The following is a 16,138-nucleotide window of genomic DNA, read 5'->3' as shown; positions in this document are numbered from 1 at the left end:
CCCTGCGCCGACAGGTCACGCGGCCCGGCGCCATGAACTCGCTGCGCGTTTGCCGCAAGCGCCAAACGCTCCGCTCAAACAGCATGGCGCAGCTAGTCAACGTACGCGCGGTGCGATACGCGCTGCGCGCTCTCGTACACCGCGCTGGGCCGCGCAACCTGCCGCCGCAGGCGCCTGTGCTTTACTCGCGTCGCAGCCTGCCCATGCGCGGGTTTGCAGTGAGAGAGGTGCGCGCCACCTGGTGGTGTGCTGCCCGATCTCGGCAACGCCACGCACGGCCGGGCCGCGGCGCGAGTAAAGCACAGGCGCTCGCGCCGAGTGGCCTCGCGGCCCAGCGCTTCTACGAGAGCGCCGACGGCGCGTATCGAGAAGCGCGTACGTCTTCTAGCTGCGCCATGCTGTTTGAGCGGAGTGTTTGCCTTGGCAAACTCGCAGCGAGTTCATGGCGCCGGGCCGTGAGGCTGCTCGGCGCGAGGGATCGCGTGAGGCCGCGACAGCGGCCTCAAAGCGACGCCGTAGCCATCGCGCCGCGGCCCGGCCGTGCGTGGCGTTGCTGGACGAGGTCTCGGCCCGGAGCACGCCGCGGTGCGCCAGAAAAATTCGTCTCTGACCCCAATTGACAATTGATTCCCGCCCCGAACTGTCGAGTTGAGGGCATCGCTCATGATTGCCTCCGTCGTACGATGCGGTAAACAATCGCAGCCAACCGGCAAACGTGCAAAGGGCGAAAACGCGAGGTCTTCGCGAATCTCGAAGGACGCCGCCCGAACCGCCCCGCAGAATGAACCCGATCCCAAGGAGCCGAGCCGAATGATTGCCTTCAGCGACCGTCAGAACGCGCAACGCATGCGCCGTCCCGTAGAGGTCGGCGGCGTGATCTTCCACAAGAGCGAGTGGATCGACCGCGGCGCGGCTGAGGGCGTGACGCCCACCGTCTTCATGGTCGAGCAACCGCCCGATTCCCTGCTGGTTCCGCACTTCCACCGCGAGAACCAGTACCAGCTCTTCGTCGAGGGCGGCGGCACGATCGGACGCTCGCCGCTGAGCCCGGTCACCGTGCATTACGCGGGCGCGTACACCGGCTACGGGCCGCTGCTGTCCGGGCCCGATGGCGTCAAGTACTTCACCATCCGCGCCGCGTTCGACACCGGCGCACTGACGCTCGACGAGTCGCGCGCCGAGATGGCCCGCGGGCCCAAGCGCCATGCGACGTCGAACGCGATCGATCTTTCGTCCGCCGACGACCTGAGGTCGCGCAAGCAGCTCGCGCGCGAAGCCGTGATCGCACCGCAGGACGGCATGGGCGCGATCCTGTTCCGGCTGCCGCCGAATGCGCGCCTGCCCGTCGAGTCGCTCGGCCCGAGCGTCGGCCAGTTCGTCTTCGTGCTGAACGGCGCGGTCAAGGCGCCCCATGCGACGCTGCACGCCTGGGACAACTTCTTCGTGCCCGACGGCGAGCCCTGCGAGCTCGCGGCAACCGCCGCGGGCGCCGAGGTCGTCGCGCTGCACGTGCCGCCGCGCGATGCGGCGTATGCCGAGGCGCTCACCGGAGTGCAGGCGCACCTGCGGCGCACGGGTGGGCACCCGAGCGCGCCGCCGAGCGCCTCCGCCGCCGCAGCGGTCGCGCGCTGACCGAACACGCGCTCAGGCCGCCACGCGCCCGCGCACCAGCCGCCCGGGCAACGCCTCGGTCGGCACGCCGTTGCGATAGGTCACTTCGCCACTGACCAGCGTCGCGGTGTAGCCGTCGGCGGCCTGCGTCAGCCGCCGACCGCCCGCCGGCAGGTCGAACACGGGACGCGGCGCATGCAAGCGCAGGCGCGCGTAATCGATGACGTTGATGTCGGCCTTCATGCCCTCGGCGATCGTGCCGCGGTCGGTGAGGCCGACCGCGAGGGCGTTGTTGCGCGAGAGACGCTGCACCGCCATTTCGACCGGCACGCGATCGTTCTCGCGGTCGCGCGTCCAGTCGACCAGCAGCGATGTCGGAAAGCTCGAGTCGCAGATCATCCCGTAGTGCGCGCCGCCATCGCCCAGCCCGATGAGCGTGTTTTCGTCGACCAGCATCGTGTGGACCAGGTCCGCGTTGCCGGCCGCGAAGTTGGACACGGGATACAGCAGCGTCGCGTTGCCCTCGTCCTCCAGCAGCAGGTCGTACGCGACCTCCGCGATGTCGAGGCCGCGGCGCTTCGCGATGTTGCCGATCAATTGTTCCGGCTTCGGCTCGTAGTTCGGCGGATCGCCCAGCGCGAACGCCTGCTCGTAGTTCTGCACGAGCATGAGCGAGACCGGATTCGTGTGCTCGCCCTTCTCCGAAAGGATCGCCTTGCGCCGCGCCGGATCGCGCATCGCCTTCACGCGCTCGGGCAGCGGCAGGTCGTGGATCGCGAGGTAGCTCGGATGAAAGCGGAACGGGTGATACGACAGCGACAGCCCGTACAGCACGCCGGTCGGGCGCGGATAGACCTGCGCGCGGATCGGCAAGCCATCGGCCTGCGCCTGCCGCGTGAGCGCAAGCATCTTTTCCGGCACGTCGGGGATGTGCGACTTCTGCATGAGCGTGTAGCTCACGGGCCGGCCCGAGGTCTGGGCGATGCTGCGCAGCAGCGCCATCTGCGCCTCGGGATTCGAGTTGCCGTAGTAGCCCTCGGTGATGATCTGGAAGACGCCGCCGCCCGCTTCGCGCAGGCCTTGCGCCAGCGCGCGGATCTCGTCGGCGTGCGAACCGACCGAGGGCGCGAGCTGGCCGTCCACCGAGCGGTGGCCGAGGTGGTGCGAGGTGCTCACGCCGATCGCGCCGGCGCGCACCGCTTCGCGCACGATCTCGGTCATGCGGCGCAGGTCCTCCGGCGTCGCCGCCTCGCGCTTCTCGCCGCGCTCGCCCATCACGTAGACGCGGATGGCGCTGTGCGGCACGTGCGCGGCGAAGTCGATGTCGTAGCGGCGGTTCGCCACCGCGTCGAGGTACTCGGGGAAGGTCTCCCAGTTCCACGGGATGCCCTCGGCCATCACGATCTCGGGGATGTCCTCCACGCCCTCCATCACGCGCAGGAGCGTGTCGCGCTGGTGCGGCCTGCATGGCGCGAAGCCCACGCCGCAGTTGCCGGCCACGACCGTCGTCACGCCGTGGTTCGACGAGGGCATGAGGCGATGCTCCCATGTCACCTGGCCGTCGTAGTGGGTGTGGATGTCGACGAAGCCCGGCGTCACGAGCTGGCCCGTGGCATCGATCTCCTCGCGGCCCTTGCCGCTCACTTCGCCGACGCCCGCGATCTTCCCGCCGACGATCGCGACATCGGCCTTGCGCGGTGGCGCGCCGGTGCCGTCGACGACGGTGCCGCCGCGGATCACCACGTCGAATTCGGCGTTCATCACGATCCTGGGTTGCCGCTGCGCACGACGGTGCCGCTGGCCTTCTCGACCCACTCCAGGATGGCGGTGAAATCCTTGTCGCCCATGCCCGCCTCGTAGGCGGCATGCCAGGTCTCGCGCGCGCGGTCGGTCACGGGAAGTTCCGCGCCGAGCACGCCGGCTTCGTACATGCCGAGCGTCATGTCCTTGTCCAGGATCATGATCGACGCGCCGTAGTTGAACTTGCCCTCGACGCCGTTGGCGATGATCCTGTTGCACGCGAAGCTCTGGCCCGTGCCGTTGGAGAGGATCTCCAGCATCTGCCCCGCATCGAGCCCGGCCTTGGTGCCGAAGGCGAGCCCCTCGGCGGCGACCACGACGTTCGTCGCCATGATGATGTTGTTGACGATCTTCATCGCCTGTCCGAGCCCCGGCTTGTCGCCGAGGTGGTAGACGTTCTTGCCGATGAGCGCGAGCAGCGGCTGCACGGCAGCGAAGTTCGCGGGTTCGCCCGAGCCGAGCATGGTGAGGCCGCCCGCGCGCGCGACGGGCGGGCCGCCGGTGACGGGGCAATCCACCGTGCCGATCTTTCGCTCAGCCAGCGTCGCGGCGATCCGGTCGATGGTCTCCTTGCCGATGGTCGATGTCTCGACGTAGACCTCGATGGCCTTGCCGTGGATCACGCCCTGCGGACCGAAGGCGACGTCGAGCGAGATCTTCTGGCCCGGCAGGCAGGCGAACACGATGCTCGCGACGTCCGCCACCGATTTCGGCGTGTCGTGCGCCGTCGCGCCGCCGTCGGTGAACGGCTTCACCGCCGCCGCGTTCGTGTCGAACACGTGCAGCCGGAAATCCTTTCCGAGCAGGCGCTCGGCCATGGCCGAGCCCATCTGGCCCAGGCCGATGAATCCGATGTCGGTGTGTTTCGTCATGGCGTGTTCGTTCCTTGTCCCTGTTTCATGCCATCGTTATGCCATCGCTTCGCCGATCCATTCGGCGGTGCGCGTCACGGCGTCCTTCGCCCGCGTGGAAGCGAGCGACATGCGGAAGAAGCCGTGGATCAGTCCTTCGTGCCGCCACAGCGTCACGGGCACGCCCGCATCGAGCAGGCGATGCGCGTACCGGTCGCCTTCGTCGCGCAGCGGATCGAACTCGGCCGTCAGCACGAGCGCCTTCGGCAGGTTCGCGAGCGATGCCGCCCGCATCGGCGCGGCATGCGGATGCAGCGCCTCGGCCTCGTCCTTCACGTAGTCGTTCCAGAAGCGGATCATCGCGTTGCGCGTGAGCGAATAGCCATTCGCGTTCTCGAGGTACGAGGGCGTGGGGGGCGTGTGGAAGTCCGCCACCGGATAGATCAGCACCTGCGCGCGCACAGCCGGGCCGCCTTCGTCGCGCAGCCGCAGGGCGGTCACGGCGGCGAGCGTGGCGCCGGCGCTGTCGCCCGCGATCACGATCCGCGAGCCGTCGGCGCCGAGGCTGCGCGCGTTCTCCGCGGCCCAGCGCACGGCCTGCAGGCAGTCGTCGGGGGCGGCGGGAAACTTGTGTTCGGGCGCGAGTCGGTAGTCGACCGACAGCACCGCCGCACCGCTGGCCTCGCACACGTCGCGGCACACCGCGTCATGCGTTTCGAGGTTGCCGATGACCCAGCCGCCGCCGTGGAAGAAGACGGTGAGGCCGGTGCGCCTGGGCTTCGTGGGCGTGTACAGGCGCGCGCCGATCGTGCGGCCTTTCGCGGGAATCTGTACGTCGCGCACGGCGCCGACCGGCGTGCGCTTGTCCATCGGCGTGATGGGCATGCTCGCGCGCAGCTCGGTCACGGACATCGTGTCCATGGTCGGCGTGCCTTCGAGCAGCTTCAGGACGGCGGCGATCTGCGGATCGACGGGCATGGGTCAGCCTTCCTTGGTGGGGGTGAGTGCGACCAGCATAGTGCAGGCTTCCGGATCCTCGGGATTGGAAAGCAATGCGAACGCGCGCGTGCAAGCGCCGTGCGGATCGTTCCGTGCTTCGGGTTTCGCGCGGGCGGCGGGCGGCGGGTGTTCAGCGTGCGTGCGAGGTCGTACCGGCGCGCGACAGTTGTCCGAGGACAGGAGACGTCGAGTCCTTCTCGGGGCGGGTCTGGATCACACCCACTGCCGGGCTCGGCATGGAATCGACGTGCAGCGTGCGCGTCGGAAACGCGAAGGCTACGCCAGTCGTCCTGGCCAGGGCCACGATGTCGTAAAGAATCCGCTCGCGCTCCCGCAATTCGTCCGCATACGAGTTGACGGCGAGGTGAAAGATGACCAGAAAGTTCTGACTGCTTTCGCCGAAATCGTTGAACCGGACGTGAAAGTTGTCTTTCCCCGTCAGGGGATGGCCGGCGAGTATTTCCTCGATGCCCCTCGCGAACTCATTCATCCGCTGGGGTGGAGTGTCGTACGTGACCTGCACGACCAGGCGCTGGCGCCGCGCCGCGCGCAAGCTCAGGTTTTCCACGGTCGCGTTCACGACGACATTGTTCGGAATGGATATCAGCGAATTGTCGGCCGTGCGAATGCGCGTGCTGCGGAAACCGACGTCTTCGACGGTGCCGTCGGTTCCGGCGACCTTGATCAGGTGTCCGACCCGAAATGGCTTCTCGAACATGATCAGCACCGAGCCGAGGACATTCGCCAGGCTGTCCCTGGCCGCGAGGGCGATCGCCAAACCGCCGACGCCGAGTCCGGCCAGGACAGAGTAGGCAGGAAAACCCAGTTCGGTCGCCGCCTGCATCACCAGCCCGACGGCGACCACGATACCCACGAAACGCGCGAAGAGCCTGACGAGCTGGCTGTCCAGGCTGTGCCGCGCCACATGCTCCGATGTCGCGACCTTCTCGGCGAAGAGGCCGGCGCCGACCAGCGCGATCCAGGCGGCGCTCGCGAAAAACACCACGGTCTGCCCAATGGCGATGGCCACGCGCAAATTGCCGCCGATGCGCAGGACGAGGCACAGGAGGGGGACGAGTCCTTGCGCGAGGATGATGAAGACAACGGGCGCGAGCAGCGACACCCAATCCGAACCACCGCCGGCGGCGCCACGGCGCTGCCTGATTCGCGTTGCGCAGCGGAACCCGAGCGAAACGGCGAACGCGCCGACCAGCGCTCCGAAGGCGAGGCCCAGCCATTGCCATATCGCCGCATCGCCGATGCGGGCTCTCAACACATGCGGCAGGCTGACGATCCAGCGGGTCGGAATCAGACGGTCCAGGCCGGCGGGCGAATTGGAATTGATGTCATAGATCGTCGCCGTCGAATTGCCGCTGACGGAGCGATAGAGGTCACTGAGTTGCTTTGCAGGTCCCGGCAGATAAGGCAGGGCGCGGATGCGCTCGTAGAACTCCGGCAGCCGGTCCACGGTCTCCGCCGAGACCAGGTACTGCCCTGCGTTCGGCCCGCTTTCGCTCATCACGAGATCGATCTCGGTGTCCGGCAGGCGCCATCTCTTGGCGCCGGTCCGGACCATCTCGGCGCGATCGGGAATCGTGTCCAGCGGCGGGAGCCCGATGCGGTCGAGAATCTCCTTGAGTTGAATGGCACGTTCGGGCGCCACGATCTGCAGCGCGAGGGGAGCCAAACGCGACGTATCGAGGGACTGGACCGCCGGGAGCGCGCGCAATCGAACGTCGAACATGCCTTGGCGCTCGTCCGAAGTGAGGTAGAGCCGGTCGGAAGCGGCATAGCCGCCGATGATCCCGAAGGCGCCCTCGTAGACGTGGTCCATGCTCGCAACGAAGATGGCGAGCGTCGCGCGCGGACTGCTCCGGTCCACGGGACGAAGCGGGTTTGCATTCGCGGCAACCGCTGCACCGGACAACATCGGCAGCAAGCAAAGTAGCGCGCAAACCAGCCAACAGATCGATGCGCGGGCCATCGCGCGGGGATGCCGAGCACCGGTTGCAACGAACTCAGGGTCTCGAAACATGGGCTGGCCTGTGACAAACCGCACCTCTGCAGTTTCCCTGATATTGGATCGCGGCTGCCTCGCGTGTCAAGGCGAGGCTCGGTTCCAATCTCGCATCGGTCCCATGACCCGATGCCGCAAGCCCCGCCTCAAACCACCTTCTTCGCCCGCAGCCCCGCCACGTCCTTCGCCGTCATCCCCAGCCACCCCTCCAGCACCTCCTCCGTGTGCTCGCCCAGCCGCGGCGGATGCACCAGCGGAATGTCCGGCGCGCCGGTCATCTTGATCGGGTTGCCGGGCACGCGGACCTTGCCCCACACCGGGTCCTCGAGGTCCACGATCATGTCGCGCGCCGCCGCATGGGGGCACTCGAAGATGTCGTCGACGTCGTTCACCATCGACGCAGGCACGCCCTGGTCGAGCAGCCCCTGCACGGCCTCGTGGCGCGTGCGCGCCGACAGCCACGGCTGGATCTGCTCGTTGAGCAAGGCGATGTTCGTCTGGCGCGTCACGCCGTCCTTGAAACGCTCCTGCCCCACCAGCTCGGGCTTGCCGATCGCCTCGGCGAAACGGACCCACACATGCTCGCCGAGCACGGCGATCACGATGTAGCCGTCCTTGCACTTGTACGCGCCGAAGGGCGCGGTCACCGCATGCACGCCGGGCGCGGACTTCTTCTTCATCACCGAGAACATCGCGACCGAAATCTCGTTGAGCACCAGGCACGCGTCGTACAGCGAGATGTCGACCTTCTGGCCCTTGCCCGTGATGCCGCGCTGGATCAGCGCGAGCAGCGCGCCGTTGCACGCGACGATGCCCGACTGGATGTCGCCGAGCGAGAAGCCGAGATAGGTCGGCCGGTCGCCCTGGCGCTCGGGCCGGTACATCAGGCCGGAGAGCGCCTGCGCGACGATGTCGAATGCCGGGTACGCGCTGTACGGACTCGGCTTCACGTCGTCGTGGCCGAAGCCGGACACCGCGACGTAGATCAGGCGCGGATTGATCTTGCTCAGCTCCTTGTAGCCGAGTCCCAGGCCGTCCATCACGCCGGGGCGCAGGTTCTCCAGGAAGATGTCCGCCTTGGCCGCGAGCTCGCGGAAGATGCGCTTGCCGTCCTCGGTCTTCAGGTCGAGCGTGACGCTGCGCTTGTTGCGGTTGGTGCGCAGGAACGACAGGCCCTGCTTGCGGCCCTCGGCGTCCGGCTTCACGGGGCTCGTGCCGCGCGAATGGTCGCCGACGCCGGGCTGCTCGATCTTCACCACTTCCGCGCCGGCATCGCCCAGCCACATCGTGGCGAAGGGACCCGCCACGAAGTTCTCGATGGCCAGCACCTTCACGCCCGCGAGGGGACGCGGCTCCACCGCTTGTTGATCTTCCTGCACGCTCACTTGATCGCTCCTGCTGCCTTCAATGCCGCGCGCTGGGCATCGTCGAAGCCCCACGCCGCGAGCGCCTCTTCCGTGTGTTGCCCCACGCGCGGCGCGGGACGCTGGATCTGCGGCACCGTGCGGCTGAAGCGCGGCGCCGGTGCGGGCTGCACGTAGCCGTCGTACTCGACGAACGTGCCGCGCGCCTTCAGGTGCGGATGCTCAGGCGCCTCGGCCATCGACAGGATCGGCGCGAAGCACACCTCCTTGTCGGCCATCAGCGCGCACCACTCGTCGCGCGTCTTCGTCTTGAAGACCTCCGCGAACAGCTCCTTCATCTGCGGCCAGCTGCTCTCGTCGTGCTGGTCGGGCAGCTCGCGCTGGCCCAGGCCCATGAGGTCGAGCGTGACCTTGTAGAAGCGCGGCTCGTTCGACGCGAGCGCGACGTACTTGCCGTCCTTCGTCTCGTAGACGCTGTACCAGGGCGCGCCGGAGTCGAGGCGGTTCATGCCGCGCTCGTCCTTCCACTTGCCGCCCGCGCGCATGCCGTACATGAGCGCCATCAGCGAGGCGCTGCCATCGACCATCGCGGCGTCGACCACCTGCCCCTTGCCGCTCGTGCGCGCTTCGAGGATGCCGCTGACGAGGCCGAGCGCGAGGTAGAGCGAGCCGCCGCCGAAGTCGCCGGTGAGGTTCAGCGGCGGCACGGGCTTGCCGCCGCGCTCGCCGATGGAGTGCAGCGCGCCGGTGAGCGCGATGTAGTTCATGTCGTGGCCGGGCGCCTGCGCGAGCGGGCCGTCCTGGCCCCAGCCGGTCATGCGTCCGTAGACGAGTTTAGGATTCACCTTCGCGCAGTCTTCCGGCCCCAGGCCCAGGCGTTCCGCGACGCCGGGGCGGAAGCCTTCGATCAGCGCATCGGCGCTCGCCACGAGCTTGAGCACCGCGTCGACCGCTTCCTTCTTCTTCAGGTCCATCGCGACGGACCGCCGCCCGCGGTTGATCGCCATGAACTTCTCGTCCATGTGGACGCCGCTGTCCGAAGGCACGATGCGGTCGATGCGGATAATGTCGGCGCCGAGGTCCGACAGGAGCATGGCCGCGAAAGGCCCCGGTCCGATGCCGCCGAGCTCGACGATACGCACGCCCGCGAGCGGGCCGGTGGCGCGTGAATCCATGAATATGCCTTGGCAAGCTGAAAGTGCTGCGAAGGTAAGCCAGTGCCGGGGCCAAGCCAACTGGCAAATTCCGAAACCGTGCTTCTCGGTTTTCGAATTGCGGGGCCTCGGGTACAACCCTAATATCCGCCCGACTAGGAGACGATCGATGACTTTGCTGGGACGCGCCCGATTCGGGCAGGCCGACAACGCGGTGTGGCGGCCGACGCCCGCTCACCTGGCGCGCAGCCAGCTCGTCGCCGCGATGAAACGCTGGGGTTACGGCGACCTCGAATCGTTCCACCGCGCGACGGTGGAGAAGCCCGACTGGTTCTGGCCCGCCGCGGCCGAGGATCTCGGCGTCGAACTGCGCGGCACGCGCACCGCCGTGCGCGACGAGTCGCGCGGCAAGCCCTTTCCGAAATGGTTCACCGGCCAGACGCTGAACGCGAACTGGAGCTGTGTCGAGCGGCACGCACGCAACCCGAAGACCGCGAACAAGGATGCCGTCGTCTACGAGGGCGACTCGGGCCAGCGCCGCACGCTGACCTACGCGCAGCTGCAAAAAGAGGTCGACACCTTCGCCGGCGCGCTCGCCGCGTGCGGCGTCGGCAAGGGCGACCGCGTCACCATCTTCATGCCGCCCGTGCCCGAAGCCGCGGTGACCATGATGGGCTGCGCGAAGATCGGCGCGATCCTCGTGCCCGCGTTCTCGGGCTACGGCAGCGACGCGCTCGCCACGCGCATCCAGGCGTCCGAATCGAAGGTGCTCGTCACGGTGGACAGCACCACGCGCCGCGGCAAGCCGGTCGCGATGAAGCAGATCGCCGACGGCGCGGTCGCCCAGTGCCCCACGGTGCGCAACGTGTTCGTCATCAAGGCGAGCGGTGAGACAGCACCCTTCACCGAGGGCCGCGACCATTGGTGGAGCGACCTGCCGAAGATCGCGAAGCCGGTGGAGACCGCCGCGCTCGACCCGAACGATCCGCTCTTCATCCTCTTCACCTCCGGCACCACCGGCGCGCCCAAGGGCATCGTGCATTCGCACCTCGGCCTGCTGCTGAAGGCGGCCATCGACTTCGGCTACTGCTTCGACATGCAGGAGAGCGACACGCTCGCCTGGAGCGCGGACATGGGCTGGATGCTTGGGCCCCTGATGATCGTGGGCGGCCTGCACTTCGGCGCGACCATCGTGATGATCGAAGGCCTGCCGGACTTCCCGCAGCCCGATCGGCTCTGGAAGATCGTCGAGCGCAACAAGGCGACCTTCCTCGGCATCGCGCCGACGGCCGCGCGCGGCCTGCGCAACGGCCTGCGCGACGCCGCGCCCGACGCCGACCTTTCCTCGCTGCGCGCCTTCGCCTCGACCGGCGAAGCGTGGGACGTGCCGACGTGGAACTGGCTCTTCGGCACCGTCGGAAAGTCGCAGCATCCGATCCTCAACTACTGCGGCGGCACCGAGATCGGCGGCGGCATGATCTCGGGCTACACCTGCGCGCCGATGGCGCCCGCGTCGTTCTGCGGCCCGGCGCCCGGCATGGACCTCGACGTGTACGGACCCGACGGCAAGCCGACCGACGACATCGGCGAGATCGTGGTGCTCAACACCTGGCCCGGCATGGCCCACAGCTTCTGGAACGACGACCCGCGTTTCCTGAAGACCTACTGGGACCGCTGGGACGACGTGTGGGTCCACGGCGACCTCGCGAGCGTGGACGCCGATGGCTTCTGGCACATCCATGGCCGCAGCGACGACACGCTGAAGATCGGCGGGCGCCGCGTCGGCCCGGCCGAAATCGAGTCCGCGCTCGTCGCGCAACCCGGCGTGGCCGAGGCCGCCGTGATCGGCGCGCCCGACGCGATGAAGGGCATGGTCGCCATCGCCTTCGTGGTGGCGAAGGCCGGCGCGTCGCCGACCGAGGACGCGCTGGCGAACGGCCTCATCGCCGCCGTCGGCAAGGGCATGCTGCCCGCGCGCATCATCGGCGTGACGCAACTGCCCAAGACGAAAAACGGCAAGATCATGCGCCGCGCGATCCGCGCGCGCTACCTCGGCGAGCCCGTGGGCGATTTGTCCGCGCTCGATCCCCTCACCCCCCTCGAGACCATCCCCCAGCGGGGCTGAAAGAATTTCAAAATGCGTGAAGCCGTCATCTGCGAACCCATCCGCACGCCCGTCGGCCGCTACGGCGGCATGTTCAAGGACGTCCCCGCCGTCGAACTCGCCGAGACCGTCGTGGCCGAAATCGTGCGCCGCACGAAGCTCGACCCGGCGCTGATCGACGACGTGATCTTCGGCCAGTGCTACCCCAACGGCGAGGCGCCGGCCATCGGCCGCATCGCCGCGCTCGACGCCAAGCTCGGCGTGCGCGTGCCGGGCCTGCAGATCGACCGCCGCTGCGGCTCCGGCCTGCAGGCCGTGATCGACGCCGCGATGCGCGTGCAGACGGGCGTTTGCGACGTCGTGCTCGCCGGCGGCGCCGACAGCATGAGCCAGGCCGAGCACTACGTGCTGGGCGGCCGCTTCGGCCTGAAGGGCGATTCGTCGCCGTTCTGGGACCGCATCGCGCGCGGCCGCATCACCTCCGGCGGCAAGTACCACCCGGTGGCCGGCGGCATGCTCGAGACGGCGGAGAACCTGCGCCGCGAGTACAAGGTGTCGCGCCAGGAGCAGGACGAGATGGCGCTGCGCTCGCACCAGCGCGCCGTCGCCGCGCAGAAGAGCGGCAAGTTCTCCGAGGAGATCGTGCCCGTGACCGTGAAGGGCCGCAAGGGTCCCGAGTCGATCTCGACCGACGAGCATCCGCGCGCCGATGCGTCGATGGAGCAGCTGGCGTCGCTGAAGCCCGTGCGCCTGAAGCAGGACCCGGAGTCCACCGTCACGGCCGGCAACGCGAGCGGCCAGAACGACGGCGCGGCCGTGTGCATCGTGACGACGCGCGAGAAGGCCGAGGCCCTGGGCCTCCAGCCCTATGGCCGGCTCGTGAGCTGGGGCGTCGCGGGCGTGGAGCCGGAGCGCATGGGCATCGGCCCGGTGCCGGCGGTGGCGCTGGCGCTGAAGCGCTCGGGCCTCACCCTGAAGGACATGGACCTCATCGAGCTGAACGAAGCGTTCGCCGCGCAGGTGCTTGCCTGCACGAAGGCCATGGAATTCCAGGCCGGCGACTACGAACGCCTGAACGTGAACGGCTCGGGCATCTCGCTCGGCCACCCGGTCGGCGCGACCGGCGTGCGCATTCTCACCACCATGCTGCGCGAGCTGCGCCGCCGCGAAGCCAGGTACGCGATCGAGACGATGTGCATCGGCGGCGGACAGGGCCTGGCCGCGGTGTTCGAAAGGACGTAACGCGCATGTATCCGCTCCTGACCGGCCTGCGCATCGTCGAATGCGCGTCGTTCATCGCCGCGCCTTCGTGCTCGCTGTACCTGCAGCAGCTCGGCGCGGAGGTGATCCGCGTCGACCCGATCGGCGGCGGCGCCGACTTCAAGCGCTGGCCGCTGTCGAAGGGCGGCGACAGCTACTACTGGGAAGGCCTGAACAAGGGCAAGAAGTCGGTCGCGATCGACCTCGCGCGCCCCGAAGGCCGCCAGCTCCTCACGCAGCTGATCACGGCGCCCGGCAAGGACGGCGGCATCCTCGTGACCAACCTGCCCAAGGAAGGCTTCCTCTCGCACGAGCGCCTGAGCAAGCACCGCGAGGACCTGATCACCGTGCGCGTGATGGGCTGGGGTGACGGTGATTCCGGCTTCGACTACACGGTCAACGCGGCGCTCGGCGTTCCCTTCGTCACGGGCAGCGACGCGAATGGCGACGCGCCCGTCAACCATGTGCTGCCCGCGTGGGACCTGCTGAGCGGCGCCTACGCGGCCTTCGCGACGCTCGCCGCGGAGCGCAACCGCCTGCGCACCGGGCGCGGTGGCGAGGTGACCGTGCCCTTGTCGGACATCGCGTTCTCCGCGCTCGCGAACATGGGGCAGATCGCCGAGGTCATGGACACGGGCGACCGGCCGCGCTACGGCAACGCGCTGTACGGCGCGTTCGGCCGCGACTTCAGGACGAGCGACGGCGAGCGCGTCATGGTCGCGGCGATCACGCCCAAGCAGTGGTCGGGCCTCGTGAAGTCGCTCGACCTCGTGCCGACCATCCAGCAGATCGAGAAGGACCTCGGCGTCTCGTTCGCGCGGGACGAGGGCACGCGCTTCACGCACCGGGACACCTTGTTCCCCATCGTCGAGCGCGCGATCGGCGCGCTGACGATGGACCGCGTGCGCACCGTGTTCGACGAGAACGCCGTGTGCTGGGGCCCCTACTTCACGCTCAAGCGCGCGATCGCCGAATATCCGCGCCTGAAGCCGGGCGCGCCGCTCTTCGACGAGATCGACCACCCGAGCGGCCATCGCTATCCCGCGGCCGGCGCGGCGGCGACCTTCGTCGGCATGGACCGGGAGCGCGTGCAACGCGCGCCGCACCTGGGCGAGCACACCGACGAAGTGCTGGCCTCCGTCCTTTCCCTCTCCTCGGCGCGCATCGGCGAGCTGCACGCCTCGGGCCTCGTCGCGAGCGCCCCTTCGAACTGACATGACCGCAACTTCGACATTCACCCAGCAACTCCAGGACGTCGCCGAGGCCGCGCGCACCTACGGCCGTGCCGCGCAGAAAGCCGCCTCGGCTCATTTCGGCGCGAAGCCCGACGCCGCGCTGCTGCAGCGCAGCCAGCGCGCGCTGCACGGCCTCGCCTGGACCGCGATGACCGTCGAAGCCATCGCGCACGCCGCCGAGTGGGCCGTGCAACTCGCCGAGGCGAAGCGCCTCGCGCCGCTCGACGAGCTCGTCTACTCGGTCGGCATCGCCGAATACCTCGCGCAGCTCGCGGGCGGAATTCCGATGGGGCAGAACGAGATCTTCCGTCCCTCGGAGCTGGGCCTGCAGGACGCGGCGGCGGCACTGAACAACGACGCCTCCGTGCGCGCGCTGCAGGCGAGCGGCGGCTCGCCCGAGACGCGGCTGAAGCTGGTCAACGCGCTGCGCGCCGGCGAACACATCACCGAGACCGTGCTCGACGAAGAGCTCGACCTGATCCGCGATCAGTTCCGCCGGTTCACGGAAAAGGAAATCACGCCGCATGCGCACCAGTGGCACCTGGCCGACGAGCTGATTCCCGACTCGGTGATCGCGAAGCTTGCCGAGCTCGGCGTCTTCGGCATCTGCATCCCGACCGACTACGACGGCATGGGCCTGGGCAAGCGCGCGATGTGCATCGTGACCGAGGAACTGAGCCGGGGCTGGATCGCCGCGGGTTCGCTCGGCACGCGCTCCGAAATCGCGGGCGACCTGATCGCCTCGGCCGGCAACGAGGCGCAGAAGTCGACCTGGCTGCCGAAGATCGCGAGCGGCGAGGTGCTGCCCACGGCGGTGTTCACCGAGCCCGACACCGGCTCCGACATGGCGTCGCTGCGCACCCGCGCGACGCAGCAGGCCGACGGCACCTGGCGCATCGACGGCAACAAGATGTGGATCACGCACGGCGCGCGCAGCGACCTCATGACCCTGATGGCGCGCTCGGAGCCCGACGTGAACGGGCATGCGGGCCTGACCATGTTCCTCGCGCCCAAGCAGCGCGGCACGGATGCGGACCCGTTCCCCTCGAAGGGCATGAGCGGCGGCGAGATCGAGGTGCTCGGCTACCGCGGCATGAAGGAATACGAGATCGCGTTCGACGGCTTCGAGGTGCCGGCCGACGCCGCGCTCGGCGGCGCGCGCGGCCAGGGCTTCCGCCAGCTGATGCAGACCTTCGAGGGCGCGCGCATCCAGACGGCCGCTCGCGCGGTCGGCGTGGCGTGGCGTGCGTTCGACCTGGCCTGGCGCTATGCGAACGACCGCAAGCAGTTCGGCGTGCCCATCATCGAATTCCCCCGCGTCTCGGACAAGCTGGCGATGATGATTTCGGAGTGCGTGATGGCGCGCGCGCTCACGAACTTCGCGGCGGTGGAGAAGGAGCAAGGCCACCGCTGCGACATCCAGGCCGGCATGGCGAAACTGCTCGGCGCGCGCGTGGCGTGGTCGAACGCCGACGCGGGCCTGCAGATCCACGGCGGCAACGGTTATGCGCTGGAGTTCGAGATGAGCCGCATCCTGTGCGATGCGCGCATCCTCAACATCTTCGAAGGCGCGGCGGAGATCCAGGCGCAGGTGATCGGGCGGGGGCTGCTGACGCGCTAGGAGTGTGGGCGGCAGAAGGGAGTGGCGCGCCCCGGACCGGGACGGGGGCGACCCCTTCCGCGAATGTCCCCCGTCGCGCGCGTGCGCGCTCCTCCTCCTTTACTTCGCTGCAGGGGCCACCC

Annotated in this window: 11 protein-coding genes; 5 read left to right on the top strand and 6 right to left on the bottom strand. The window is 68.6% G+C overall.

All coding sequences use genetic code 11. The features are described 5' to 3' along the window. Nucleotides 1–810 precede the first annotated feature (810 nt). The gene (locus AB7E83_RS21845; RefSeq protein ID WP_428572931.1) at nt 811–1,632 is read left to right on the top strand and encodes a hypothetical protein; all 822 of its coding nucleotides are present in this window, start codon (nt 811–813) and stop codon (nt 1,630–1,632) included. A 12-nt stretch (nt 1,633–1,644) separates the two neighbouring features. On the opposite strand, the gene AB7E83_RS21840 is transcribed toward AB7E83_RS21845, so the two are convergent. The 6 genes from AB7E83_RS21840 to AB7E83_RS21815 all read right to left on the bottom strand — a co-directional run bounded on the left by AB7E83_RS21840 (nt 1,645) and on the right by AB7E83_RS21815 (nt 9,817). Further along, entirely contained in the window at nt 1,645–3,372 is a 1,728-nt protein-coding gene (locus tag AB7E83_RS21840; RefSeq protein WP_428572930.1) for an N-acyl-D-amino-acid deacylase family protein, read from the bottom strand. Beyond that, complete coding sequence (locus AB7E83_RS21835) at nt 3,372–4,283, bottom strand: NAD(P)-dependent oxidoreductase (protein ID WP_428572929.1); 912 nt, start codon at nt 4,281–4,283, stop codon at nt 3,372–3,374. Before AB7E83_RS21835 ends, AB7E83_RS21840 begins: the two co-directional genes overlap by 1 nt. Before the next feature lie 36 nt (nt 4,284–4,319). Next, nucleotides 4,320–5,240 carry an alpha/beta hydrolase gene (locus AB7E83_RS21830; RefSeq protein ID WP_428572928.1) on the bottom strand — a complete coding sequence of 307 codons (921 nt, stop codon included), beginning with the start codon at nt 5,238–5,240 and terminating at the stop codon, nt 4,320–4,322. Nucleotides 5,241–5,391: 151 nt separating this feature from the next. Then, complete coding sequence (locus AB7E83_RS21825) at nt 5,392–7,245, bottom strand: mechanosensitive ion channel family protein (RefSeq protein WP_428572927.1); 1,854 nt, start codon at nt 7,243–7,245, stop codon at nt 5,392–5,394. 179 nt (nt 7,246–7,424) lie between these two features. Continuing rightward, nucleotides 7,425–8,663 (bottom strand): CaiB/BaiF CoA transferase family protein, encoded by a 1,239-nt coding sequence (locus tag AB7E83_RS21820; protein WP_428572926.1) that lies wholly within the window; start codon nt 8,661–8,663, stop codon nt 7,425–7,427. Further along, complete coding sequence (locus AB7E83_RS21815; RefSeq protein ID WP_428572925.1) at nt 8,660–9,817, bottom strand: CaiB/BaiF CoA transferase family protein; 1,158 nt, start codon at nt 9,815–9,817, stop codon at nt 8,660–8,662. The genes AB7E83_RS21820 and AB7E83_RS21815 overlap by 4 nt, the downstream gene beginning before the upstream one ends. Before the next feature lie 148 nt (nt 9,818–9,965). On the opposite strand from AB7E83_RS21815, the gene AB7E83_RS21810 reads away from it, so the two are divergent. The 4 genes from AB7E83_RS21810 to AB7E83_RS21795 are packed head-to-tail and all read left to right on the top strand — an operon-like array spanning nt 9,966 to nt 16,016. Then, nucleotides 9,966–11,921, top strand: coding sequence for an AMP-binding protein (locus tag AB7E83_RS21810; RefSeq protein WP_428572924.1), 1,956 nt, complete (start codon nt 9,966–9,968; stop codon nt 11,919–11,921). 12 nt (nt 11,922–11,933) lie between these two features. Continuing rightward, nucleotides 11,934–13,142 carry an acetyl-CoA C-acetyltransferase gene (locus tag AB7E83_RS21805; RefSeq protein ID WP_428572923.1) on the top strand — a complete coding sequence of 403 codons (1,209 nt, stop codon included), beginning with the start codon at nt 11,934–11,936 and terminating at the stop codon, nt 13,140–13,142. Nucleotides 13,143–13,147: 5 nt separating this feature from the next. Further along, entirely contained in the window at nt 13,148–14,374 is a 1,227-nt protein-coding gene (locus AB7E83_RS21800; protein ID WP_428572922.1) for a CoA transferase, read from the top strand. A gap of 1 nt (nt 14,375) precedes the next feature. Beyond that, nucleotides 14,376–16,016: an acyl-CoA dehydrogenase family protein gene (locus AB7E83_RS21795; protein WP_428572921.1), complete on the top strand. Its 1,641-nt coding sequence runs from the start codon at nt 14,376–14,378 to the stop codon at nt 16,014–16,016. Nucleotides 16,017–16,138 lie beyond the last annotated feature (122 nt).

The organism is Ramlibacter sp. (assembly GCF_050250995.1).
Taxonomy (GTDB): domain Bacteria; phylum Pseudomonadota; class Gammaproteobacteria; order Burkholderiales; family Burkholderiaceae_C; genus Ramlibacter.
The sequence above is the reverse complement of the archived record's forward strand: the minus strand, read 5'-3'. Positions and strand labels throughout refer to the sequence as shown.

What these genes read in the sequence shown, in the direction of transcription:
- AB7E83_RS21845 (WP_428572931.1), top strand. Translation starts at nt 811, where the DNA reads ATGATTGCCTTCAGCGACCGTCAGAACGCGCAACGCATGCGCCGTCCC.
- AB7E83_RS21840 (WP_428572930.1), bottom strand. Translation starts at nt 3,372, where the DNA reads ATGAACGCCGAATTCGACGTGGTGATCCGCGGCGGCACCGTCGTCGAC.
- AB7E83_RS21835 (WP_428572929.1), bottom strand. Translation starts at nt 4,283, where the DNA reads ATGACGAAACACACCGACATCGGATTCATCGGCCTGGGCCAGATGGGC.
- AB7E83_RS21830 (WP_428572928.1), bottom strand. Translation starts at nt 5,240, where the DNA reads ATGCCCGTCGATCCGCAGATCGCCGCCGTCCTGAAGCTGCTCGAAGGC.
- AB7E83_RS21825 (WP_428572927.1), bottom strand. Translation starts at nt 7,245, where the DNA reads ATGGCCCGCGCATCGATCTGTTGGCTGGTTTGCGCGCTACTTTGCTTG.
- AB7E83_RS21815 (WP_428572925.1), bottom strand. Translation starts at nt 9,817, where the DNA reads ATGGATTCACGCGCCACCGGCCCGCTCGCGGGCGTGCGTATCGTCGAG.
- AB7E83_RS21810 (WP_428572924.1), top strand. Translation starts at nt 9,966, where the DNA reads ATGACTTTGCTGGGACGCGCCCGATTCGGGCAGGCCGACAACGCGGTG.
- AB7E83_RS21805 (WP_428572923.1), top strand. Translation starts at nt 11,934, where the DNA reads ATGCGTGAAGCCGTCATCTGCGAACCCATCCGCACGCCCGTCGGCCGC.
- AB7E83_RS21800 (WP_428572922.1), top strand. Translation starts at nt 13,148, where the DNA reads ATGTATCCGCTCCTGACCGGCCTGCGCATCGTCGAATGCGCGTCGTTC.
- AB7E83_RS21795 (WP_428572921.1), top strand. Translation starts at nt 14,376, where the DNA reads ATGACCGCAACTTCGACATTCACCCAGCAACTCCAGGACGTCGCCGAG.